Below are 12,257 nucleotides of genomic sequence, written 5' to 3'. Positions count from 1 at the left end.
AACGCAATAAAATTATAATTTAATTATTTACCCCACTTACCTGTCCTATAATCTTCTTTTCTTGTTTTTTTAGCAGCAGCTGTTTGTTGTATACCACTCCTAAATGCTTCAGCTTTTTGTGGATGCGTGTTATGAGCTTGATCACTTTGAAATTCTGCTTTCTTAGCAGCTTCTATATAGCGACTTGTTTCTAAGCGTCTCATAGCATCTTTATCTAAACTAATACCTGCTTCTTTAGCTTGCTGCTCTATTTTTAATGCTGTCTCATAACCTGCTGCTGCGTTTTTAGCTATAACTTGCCTCTGCATCAACCCACTCTAGAATCTTTCTTTATTTCATCATTATATGGATTTATCTTATAATTTTTATTTTTATCAAAATCTTCCGGCATAACTTTCCCCAAATTTAAGTTAAAAATATATCTATAGTTGCATATATTTTATTTCAAAAAAAGTTAATAAAGAAAAATAGAGGTATAAGTAATTAAAAATTAACAATTTGTGTTATAAAAACTTCATCACTTCCTCAGCGATGATTAGCTCTTCGTTTGTCGGCACAGCGAAAACTTTAACCTTACTACTTTCAGCGCTTATTAGATGCTCATTTTTTTGGTTTTTTGCATCATCTATTTTAATGCCTAGCCATAAAAGTTTTTTAGTAATCATTTCTCGTATTATAGCGGAATTCTGTCCAACACCGACAGTAAAAATTAGACAATCAATGCCCTCAAGTGCCACAGTTAGCTTACTTACCTATTCCCAGTACAATGCGATACACAAATAAATCTATAACAAATTTAACATCAGGTGAGTTACTGGCAAGCAAAGTACGCATATCGGAGCTTTCACCGAACAAACCGAGTAATCCTGATTTCTTATATAGTAACTCGGTTACTTCTTTCGTAGTCATTTGCTCATGATCGATAAGATATAACACTACTCCAGGATCAAGGTTACCTGTCCTTGTACCCATCATAATACCGTCAAGTATGCTAAAGCCCATAGAACTTGTTAGACTAAGACCATTTTAATAGCACATAGACTACTACCGCGTCCTAAATGAGGTATAATAGTCTTTGTAGGTAAATCTTCCTTTGTCATTTCTTTAAAATGGCTGCTAACATATTTATATGATAACCCATGAAAACCGTAACGAATTATCCCTTTATCATAATATTTTTTCGGCAAACCGAAAGCTTTTGTAATAGGAGGATTAGTAAAATGAAACGACGTATCAAAATAAGCTATATGTGAGACTTCTTTATATTTTTGAAGAAATAAATCCAGTACCTGCAAATTATAAGGTTGATGCAAGGGGCTTAGAGGTATTAATGCTCTTAAAGTTTCACTAACTTTTTCATTAACAATAACCGGTTTATTAAAATTTTTCCCGCCATGGACAATATAGTAACCGGTTGCAATTAACTTGAGATTTTCTTGTTTTTTCTACCAATCTTCAAAAAGATCAATTATCATTATGAGCTGGCATTAGTTATTAAAATAACATTTTTCATTATTTACCTGCTTGGATATGTAGCTTCGCCTTAGTGTGATTATAAATAAATGAAGCAAGCACACAGGAAATAACACGCATATCCATAGGATCGGCTCTACTTGTTAAAATAATAGGCACACGGGCTCCAAGAACGATGCTTGATCCCAATATTTTAGCTACTTTGTAAGCATATTGCCTGATTCAAAATCAGGTACTACTAATATATCGGCATTTCCTGAAACTGAAGAGCTAATGCCTTTTGCTTCTACAGCAAATAAAGAGGTCGCATTATCAAACGCAAGCGGTCTATCAACTATAGCATTCGTAATTTGCCCTCTATCTACCATTTCCGATAAAGTAGCAGCATCAAGGGTTGTAGGGATTGCAGAAGTTACCGTCTCAACTGCCGATAATACCACAACTCTAACCTGCTTGTCTTCTTTGATCATATGCATTAAATCAATAGCATTCTGCACTACATCACGCTTATCTTCTAGAGCAGGACGCATATTAATAGCAACATCGGTAATAATGAACAGTTTTGGAAAGATAGCAACTGCCATTAAGAAAGCATGGCTTATACGACGTTCGGTACATAGTCCATTCTCCTTATGAACTACCACAGACATAAGCTCATCAGTATGAAGCGATTCTTTCATAATAGCTGCAACTTCCCTTTTCTTCACAAGCTCTACGGCCTTTTTTGCTGCTTCATAAAAGTCAAGATCGTTGACTTCTTTTGGAGGAGTATCTAAGTAGTACCTAATTTCTTAGCTAGAAGGGCATCTAAAAAAGTCTCGTTTATTATATGTTGCTTCTCCATAAACCCATTAATAAATTAATCACTAACTTAATTAGATAGTATATAAGTTAATTAATAAAAGGAAAACTAATTATTGTTTTTAGCGGGCATTTCTTAAGTGCTATTAACGCGACAGTGTATATTCGAATTCCGTGTAGGCATTGTTGCGTAGTGCGGAAAATACCCTTAATGTCATTACCGTGAAAATGAGAACCCAGTAAAACATAAAAAACTTGTTTTTTATATGCTTATTTTATCAAATATGTAACTTCTGTATCAATATTGAAGTTATTTTTCTGGATTCCTGCTTTCGCAGGAATGACATAAGACCTATATATCAATCATTTAAATAATTTCCAATTTCGTTCTTGTGGTGGGGAATCTTCTCTTCCTTCAGAAAAAAAATTATTAGTAGGATTTGAGCTTAGTTCTGTAAATATTTCTTCCCAACTTTTACGGTTTTAAGCTTTTATCTGATGATAAATACTTGAATTCTTCAGAAGCATTTTTAGTTTGATCGTTCATCAATATTTTTGTTTTTACATATTCTATATACTATAATTGTTTAAAAACAACTATTAGTTATTCTACTTCACATTTCTTAAATGATCTTCTAATTTTCTTAGCTTTCTACCCTCGTTTACTATAGGCTTGACATAGGTTTGCATTTTGGCATTTTCTCTATATTTATTAATCTGATCGATCTGAGCATTGACTGCATCGGTAATGGCTTGCTTTCTATCCTCTATTTTATTTAATACTTCAGTACTATATTCATAATCTTTAACATCAGCATTAAAGTTATTAAGCGCTTCCATAATCTTTTGGTCTATTTCAGCTCCCTCGGCGGTATCTTTAACTTTTTGTGCTATTAATGCCGGCATTTCTTCGATCTTGATATCATCTCTTTTGAAATGATCTTTAAGCTCTTTATAAGTTTGCTCTAAATTTTCCTGGGCTTTCTCATGCATAATATCATAATGCTCTTGGCGACGAGTATATCGATCTCCATCTATAAATTCTGCATGTTTTCTATGAGCGTTATCTATCATATCTCGCATCTGAGAATCAGTAGCTTTCTCACGCATAAATCTGTCGCCCATCATCACCGGTTCACCTTCCTCAAATAACCTACTATGCACCTCATGAATAAGCTTTCTTCGAGCTAATTCTTGATAATATTCTACATCACTATGTCTACCTGCTTTTTCTAGTCTTGCTAGATATTCCGGTGATAATATATCTGCTTGAGCAGCTAGCGCCTCCTTATTAATATGCATTTGGAGCTCTTCATGTTCTCGTGCTTTTTCATCATCTTTTAATTTTTCGCTATAAGTTCTAAGCCTTGGATCGTTATATTCAAAATCATGCCATTCGGCACTGGTTAGATTACCCTCATAAGCATCACGTAAATCTTTACCGACTATTGCAGTTAAAGCTCCTCTTTTTATTCCTGTATAACCTGCATATATTTTTTCGCCTATACCTACACGCTTTTCTTCTTTTAATTTACGTTTTGTACCAACACGATGCTCTATCTCTTGCCAACTTCTAAGCACTCCTATGTTCTTACCGAACAGACCAATACCTCGCCCTGACATTTCTTGGTGAGCATTTTTATAAGCATCTTGATAATCTCTAGTAAAATTTGCATCGCTAGCGAGTTCACGTAAGTTAGCATCTTTTAATGACTTATCAAGCTCAGCTTTTTGTTCTTTACTTAAAGCAGCGTAATCTTTCACTTCATATTTATTTGCAGCAATTTTATCTCGAAGCTGAGTAAACTTCATTTGCGATAGTTCTTTTGCTTTTAATTCATTCCCCTTAGGTAAATTCTTTAATAATCCTGCAATACCGCTTTCATAATCCGTAATAGCATTCATTTTTACATCTTTAGAATCTATACCGTATTTTCTCTTAACCTCATTTTGTACAGTTTTATTTGCTGAAGAACCGAGAGCTTGCTTTTCAAGCCTGCCCATCATCATATTTTCAAATTTCTCGGCAAAGAACATACGAACTTGCTCTTTCCCTGCACTTACACGGCTAGTTACAGGTGCACTTACCGTCTTAGCCACATAATTTAGTGGTCTATTCATTTGTTTCGCTGCAGATTCATAAGATTGTTGATTAACTTTTTGTATGTCTGTTAAATTACCTGAAGTACCGGCAATAAATTGTGCCGTCGATATAGCAGTATCGTTAAATTTACTTAGCAAATAAATAGATACAAAAATTAGTAATATCCCGTCAAGTTGAACAAATTTCCCATTTATAAAATTATTAATTCTTTTTGCATCTTTAACTAAATCTAAAAACGGTAATTCAATATAGCGTTCATCTATACACTCATACGCAGCACAATGCTTACATTTATCAGGGTTATTCTTACAAGAATCATCTACTATTATATGATCTTTAGGCACTAATATATTTGCTTTGTGGAAATTATCTATACCGCCTTTCATCGGTACTGGGAACCACCAATAAAATATTGAATGACCCAGGCTTGGATCTATATCCTCAAGGAAACTACCGAATATTTCATTTATCGGACCTAAATTAGGAAAATCATGTTTACATACCGCAAAACCAAGCGTTGAATATATTTCGGTTCTGATGATCATTGAAATAAAAGCGATACCGGCAAATAAAATTATAGGCTGTAATGCATATGATATTAATTGTCTTAACCAATTCTCAAATAACGAACGAGTTATATTAAACAATATGAAACAAATAAATATTGGTCCCATAATTATAATCATACCGATAGTTATAAGAGCGGTTAGATAGATAATAGTGGCCTTAAATATAAGAAAGAAAAGAAAATATAAGGCTATTAAATATAGAATGATATATATAAAACCAAGCCAATCAACAAATAGTAAAGAAAATAATTTAGATAAAGTTTGAGGAGCAATAAGTAACCCAAGCAAGCTTTGAGAACCGGGACCGGTAGCCGAAGCTTCATTAATTATTTGCAGTATTTGCTGAACCCCATCAATAAAAAATACGAATAAATAATCATGAAAAAATGTCCAAGCTTTATCTGTACGTAATAATATTGAGACTATACTAACTTTTAATATTCTAACTATAAGTTCGACATGAGTAAGGTTTATATTACCTATTAAAAAGGAAAAGCCTGTAAACATTATATATAGAGTTAAAATAGCTGAGACACTTATCCTATAACCCGACGTATCAATTATTTGTTGATAAGTTTTCTTTACAATCCCATCCTTACCAAATAATACTCCTTTTATTAAATCCGTTAAAAACTGTAGCGGATCGGGTCTAGTATCAGTAACTCCGGACTTTATTACTAATCTATATTGCCCGCTATTATCATCATAAAATTTATCTATAATCTTAAAATAAAGAGGAGATTGAGCATATTTTGACTGATCTTCACCTTTATATTGATAATTTATACCACCGGCCTGCGAGAAGTATCCTGTACTACTAATACTATAAAATTCATAGCCTACACTTGAATTAAGCTCTCCTACATGCTGAGTTATACCTTGCGGTTTACGCTGTGAGTCCGGTGAAATATTGGGATCGGTATTTTTAGCGGCAATAAGAAAATAAAGCCCGGCACCGTCTGTCATTATACATGGAGCATTACTAATCATTGCATCATTTTGATTTATGGGATTAGGAGTACACATATCAAGTCTATCATTATCCCAAAAAGTACACGGTTGTAGCTTAACGCAAAAAGCAGCCAAAGTAGTTGTGTTATTTTTTTGACCATACCATGGACACCATGCAGATAACTGACCTGAAGTATTTTTATCGCCAAGCATATAATTCCACGGTCTTACCATAATGGTTAAAGGATAGCCGTTTACTTTATAAGCACTATCACGCCATGGTGCTACCTGATCACCTTCCTGTCTTGAAGTAATTTCTTCCGGATCATATCTAGAAGAGACATTGAATTTGATAAAACCGAAATCATCAGGATCAATACAAGTATCGCCGGTACAACCGGAAAGCAGCAATAGCGATATTAATAATGTAATAAAAATATTTTTGTTCATTTATTATGTGTTATTTCCATATGTCTTAATTTCAACGTCATTGCGAGCGGACCATAGGGAGCGTGGTAATCTCATAAAGCAGTACTAAATTCCTGAGATTGCTTCGTCAATTGCTATGCAATTTCTTCGCAATGACGGTGAAAATATTTATAATTATTCTTCCTTCTCTCCTCCCTCTTTCTTCACATCATTACGCTCAGCAAGAAATTTATTTGTAAATTCACCACCTCCTTCCGGTTTTCTAGCTTTATAATTTTGATCAATTATCTTGTCTTTGAAAACTCTAGCCGGAGCCATTGCAGCCTTTTTAACCGGTTTTGTTACCGAATTTATATCCTGCATAACGGCTCCCACAGGATCAGAACGTTCTTGATAATTTCCTGATATTCGTGCCGGTGTAACATTTGTAAGCATTCCAACTACTATATTTACAAAAGTTACTAAACTATATGACATCAAGCAATATGAATAAAATAATAAAGCCGTAGTAAATAATACTAAGAAAGTATTAGCATTGTTTGTTAGAATATTCGAGCTACTAATTTCCGGAACATCCGGTACATAGAAAGGTATTCCGGGTAAAAACGGTAATGTAAAAGAGAAATAAATCGGAATACCAAGATTTGTTAAATCAAGCCCTATTTTTATTGGTATAAGAATATCCCAACAGGCTCTAACTACCACTTTTAAAAGCTGCTCAGATAAAACCTGATCCATCAATAAAAAGAAAATCAATAATATTGTCGGCTGCACTACATAGCTAAGCAATGTCGATATCCAATTATCAAATAAACTTTTAGTTTTTTCAAATAACATTAATATTATAAAAAATGGTGCCAATGAAATCATAACACTTACCCCTATGAATGCAATAACATAACCTATTATAACTTCTAAAATAGCTCTAAAATAAGTAATAAGTGAATAAATGGTTATAATAGCGATAAATGCTAAACCATTATGTATTTGTAATAATTCAATAAATAGTAATCCCCAAATCCTACCATTAGTATATTTATCAAATATAGGATCAATAAAACCAAAAATATTAGATCTAGAACTTGTAGCACCTACTACGTTAGTTACAAAGAAATCAATACCGTCAGTAAATGCACTAAAGAAGTATGTATTAAAGAAGCTCCAACTTTCTTCTCTAATTAAAAAAGCTACTATAGCTATTTTGCATATACGTGTTATTACTTCTACGGCAGTTAATTTTAATGCTCCTGCAACGAACATTAACCCAAATATAGTAATATAAAGGGTTAATGCAGCTTTAGCTAAATTCTGCACTGCAGAATTTTTAACTAACTTAATATAAAAGTTTTGACTAAAAGTTCTAAACTGATCGGTAATAGGTTTAATAGCACCGTTATATATTATACTAGAAAACCAAGTTGTACCGGTATAATTAGCATAATTTACACTAACTACCCCTTGTATATTACTATTAGGATTTACCACCCTTAACCATAAATATCCATCTTGCGGGGCATCAGCCACAAAGTTATAATCTACCGGCGTACCACGAACAGATGGACCAGGTAACGTACCATCAGATGTTATTAAATATTCTAACTTTATATTTTGTTGATCATCAGGATTAATTGCATTTGCCCCATTACCTATTTCAACAATCATCGAATAACGACCAAAATATAAAAAATTAGCTGACCAATCATTCTTATTTATATAATCTACAAAACTAGCATAATTTGAAAAATTTTGGCTCCAATCACTCATTAAAACTGAATTACTAAACATGTTACTAACTTGCCAATCACTAGTAAAATCCATAGTACCACCGCTAGTGGCTTGATAATATATAAAGCTACTTTGAGTGCTGCCTGAATTTACAAAACTCTGATCTCGTCCCTTAATAACCTGCCCACCTACTTTAATTATCATCCCTCTACCTTGATCGTAATAGCAAGCAGGGCTAGTATTTATATCAGCATTAGCAGGACAAACATTAATTAAGCCCATGAAATACTGTACCGCTCCCGTTATCATAGGCTTACCGACTATTACTCCATTATCGGTATTTTTATACTTTGTAGTAGTACCCATGCCGCTACATACAATTTTTCTTTCCTTATCTATTATATTACACACCTGCTCTGCAGAAGAGTAAATTATTCTATTATCAAAATTTCCAAGGTTACTTTGAGTATAAAGTGCAGAAGCAGCGAATATTGAGCTATCAAGTTCATGTGTTAAAATATTATCTACGGTATTAGGAAGTTTTAGAGTATTAGGGCTAAAAAAATTATCTTTACCAACTAAACTAATATTTACTACATCACCGGCCTTAACTTCAATTCTCGAATTACCGTTAGAATAGTTAAAATATTTAACAAAATTAGACATTTTAGTAAATGAAAGTGCATCAAGGTCTTTATCAGGCGGTATAGTCCCCCCCAGTATTTCACTGTTATTGTCCGTAACAAAACGAGGAAATCCTAAAGCTTCAAATTGTAATTTAGAGTAATTATAAGTTTTAATGAAAACTTGCGGCGTACTAAACCTTGGATCAATTCTATATAATACTAGATATTTTCTAGGTTTAGGAGTAATACCTGAAGTAGACCAATTTATTTTTAACAATTGACCTTTCTTAACAGTATTACCTGTTGATTGCCAAATCCCAGCTTTAGATACACTAATTCCTATATTACCCTCTTGAAAACCTGTAAATTTAGGCACTTCTAAACAACCGAATAAGCTTTTTAACTCGCCAAAACCGGTTGACATCCATGAAAAAGTATCATCGGCTTTAGCTGGCATCGCCATAAACAAAACTAATAAAACTAAACTCTTAAGAATTTTCATAATTTTAAATTGTTATCCAACACGTTATACCGTGACTTGCCCATAGTATTAAATAGTAAACCCGTCATTGCGAACAGCCGTATAGCTTACGCGGTAATCTCATGAAATAACTCCTGAGATTGCTTCGTCAATACTTCGTATTTCCTTGCAATGACGATTTTCGATTCACCCTCTATTTCGGCGTTCAGGTTTAGGTGGTTCTTTATTTGTCTTCTCACCCCCTTCTTTTGACGTATTTTTCCTATTTTTCTCAGCCTGATCTAATGTCTTATTGCGTTGTTTTAATCGTGCTTCCGCTCTGCCGGCAATACCTTGTCTTGTTTTATCATCCATTCCTATTGAACTTAATGCTTTTTGTTCTGCATCATGAGACATTTTACCACCAATTTCAGTAGCCGAAGGCCCAACAGCACTAGTTAATTTTACTACCATACGTCCTGAAAATTCGATATAACCGTACATACCGTAAGCAATAATAACTAGAGCTACGATATTTTGCATATTTACTCCCATCATACCCGACATATAATCCATTCCCCAAGGGGCAAACCAATTAATACAGAAGATAGGTACATTCAGCAATGCAATAGGTAAAATAGTACCGATAAATGGAATTTTTATCGGTAAAGCACATTTCCAACACACGCTATAACCTAAAACAAAATCTAGATAAATGGTAAATAGCTGTGTTAGCACTATAATACCTGCCATCATAACTACTGGTTCTATCATATAGCGGATCGTAAACCTCACCCAATTATCAAATAAATACCTAGTAAAATCAAATAATAAGAAACTAATAAATAAAGGGGCTATACCGATTAATATACAAGTTGCCATAAATGCCATAATATAAACGGCAACAGCTCTAAGCGCCGTAATAATTACTATACCAACCGCAATAAAAGTAATTATAAAATATATAATACCGCTAAGCCCAAGAGAAAGAAGTGCAAGTAATTGAGCGATAAAGGTTTGACTAAAAAATATTTTACTCATTACTGCATCTAAAAACATGAAAGGATTAGAAATAGTATTAGTAGAAGTAAACAAACTATACCCACTCATATTAGCAATAATTGAGTCTGAAAAATTGGTAATTGCATCAAAAAGATAGTTATTGAAAAATTCAAAGGTATTACCGTTCATAAGTCCGCTAACTACCCCGATTTTTGCTATTCTAATTACTAGCTCTTTTTGGTTTATCTTAGCAAAACCAAGCAAAAACATTGCTCCGTAAGTCATTACATACAGGATTAAAATTGCTTTAATATAGGTAAAAAAGTTAGTACAGGACGAGCTATCATTAGCTTTATAACATACCATATTTTTAAAAATAGAAGTAGCAGCCCCTTGCACTTTAGTTTTAAATAACTGAAGTAACGGATTCATTACTTTAATAGTAAAACTGCTTACTTTTAAGGATGTTAAGAAATGTACTTTATAGCTACCTTCACTATCTTTATAGTCCTTTAAATTATTACCAGGATCATTTAGAATTTTCATCCATATATAACCCGCCTCATTTGCGTTAAAGCTATACTTACCTTCACTATCAACGTTAATTCCTTGAGGTGAATAGGTTTTACCGCTAGTATTGGGGTTTTCCAAAGGCTTTACTATTATGTATTGCACTCGTCCTCGATCATTAAAAGTATCGTTAAAACTATTACCGTTTTCTCTATAGCATTTAGTCTGTTTAATATTTAAAACGTATCCTCCCGTATTCTTACTACTATCTTGTGATGCAGGAGACCACAGCCTATATTGTAAATAACTTTTTGCAACCTTACTGTTAAAAGGCATATTATATATAACTTTATATAAATATTTACCGTCTTTATCTTTATAGTCAGACGGTTGATCTTGATCTGCAACAAATCTAGCAAATCTTAGCCTAGAAGACAGAGCTCGACTTACAGAACCCGCATCATTCATTTGATACATTAATCCAGTTGGTCCTCTGCCTCCTTTACCGTCCGCCGTATACCAAAATTTCCGATGCTTTTGAAAAACTCCACTTCTACATATACCCGAATTACAATCTACACCTCCAATATAATCTTTATCTTTTGGATTACGATTCTTAGCAATATCAGGACAGTGAGCCGTTGGAGGAATATGAGCATTATGAGAACATTGAAGGGTTGAATAGTTGATAAATAAATTACTTATTCTATTAGACCACGCAAATGTAAAACTCCCATCATCTAGGTAGTTTTCTGGTGCTGGGCTAGTTACATTAACCCAAGCCAAACATTGTTCTGTACATTCTGGTATCTTATCACAATAAGGATTACAGCCGAGGTCTCCCCAATTACAACCTATTTGCTCACTCCAGGTAGGGCACCTCCATGTAGCTTGACAATTCCAATAGCGCTCTTTTAACTCGCAAGCACTAACATACTCACCTGAATAAACAGAATATTTTCCACAAATTGGATTATAAGTATTTTTATTCTCTGAACAATCTTGCGTAACTTCAGCACCTTTAAAAGCATCCTTAACTGTCGCATCCGTATTGGCAAAATTAGGAGATATGGAAACTAAAACTCTATCATTGGCGTATAATTCAGCAATATTACGCCATTCATTATTTTTTGCATCCATTATTAGAGAAACAGGTGGATTATTTGTATCGTTAATACGAGGAATTGGGATCATTTGACCGTTATCGTCTAAATTAGATCCAGCCCCTGTACGTTGTAAATTATCTTTCGGTATATAAGCTAAACACAAACTAACCTGACCGACCACTTGTAAACTCACCGGTTGGCTGTTTTCTACTAGCACATGAGTATTTAGCCATTCACCATAATGATTAGGATCAGGAATAGACAGAGTCGTGCCGTCGGGCAACATCTTACTAGTGTTTACATAATTAGCATTAGCATTAAGGGTTATAGTATTGGTTATTGAATCCTCTCTTCCTTTACCATCCGACGCATATCTCATGTAGCAGCCGTCACCGACTTTTACTGCTCCTATCATACCAAGTGCTGCAAAAATAAAACAAACTAACGTTGCTACTATAGCAAGTACTCCTAAAACTTTTAATAAGTTACCCTGCATATTCT

General features: G+C 33.7%; 4 protein-coding genes and 2 pseudogenes. All 6 read right to left on the bottom strand.

Annotated features, from left to right (window positions below; genetic code table 11):
* Window positions 1-23: 23 nt before the first annotated feature.
* Window positions 24-308, bottom strand: coding sequence for a hypothetical protein (locus QUD19_RS02980; protein ID WP_498808720.1), 285 nt, complete (start codon window positions 306-308; stop codon window positions 24-26).
* A 195-nt stretch (window positions 309-503) separates the two neighbouring features.
* Window positions 504-1,475: pseudogene (locus QUD19_RS02975) on the bottom strand (acetate/propionate family kinase); the annotation flags it as partial.
* 37 nt (window positions 1,476-1,512) lie between these two features.
* Window positions 1,513-2,317: pseudogene (locus QUD19_RS02970) on the bottom strand (bifunctional enoyl-CoA hydratase/phosphate acetyltransferase).
* A gap of 566 nt (window positions 2,318-2,883) precedes the next feature.
* Window positions 2,884-6,348, bottom strand: a complete 3,465-nt coding sequence (locus tag QUD19_RS02965; protein ID WP_498808575.1) for a TrbL/VirB6 family protein — start codon at window positions 6,346-6,348, stop codon at window positions 2,884-2,886.
* Window positions 6,349-6,501: 153 nt separating this feature from the next.
* The gene (locus QUD19_RS02960) at window positions 6,502-9,180 is read right to left on the bottom strand and encodes a TrbL/VirB6 family protein (RefSeq protein ID WP_498808574.1); all 2,679 of its coding nucleotides are present in this window, start codon (window positions 9,178-9,180) and stop codon (window positions 6,502-6,504) included.
* A 165-nt stretch (window positions 9,181-9,345) separates the two neighbouring features.
* Window positions 9,346-12,252 carry a TrbL/VirB6 family protein gene (locus QUD19_RS02955; RefSeq protein ID WP_498808573.1) on the bottom strand — a complete coding sequence of 969 codons (2,907 nt, stop codon included), beginning with the start codon at window positions 12,250-12,252 and terminating at the stop codon, window positions 9,346-9,348.
* Window positions 12,253-12,257 lie beyond the last annotated feature (5 nt).

The organism is Candidatus Rickettsia kotlanii, assembly GCA_030295365.1.
GTDB classification, from domain to species: Bacteria; Pseudomonadota; Alphaproteobacteria; order Rickettsiales; family Rickettsiaceae; genus Rickettsia; species Rickettsia kotlanii.
This window is presented reverse-complemented; position numbering and strand designations above follow the sequence as displayed.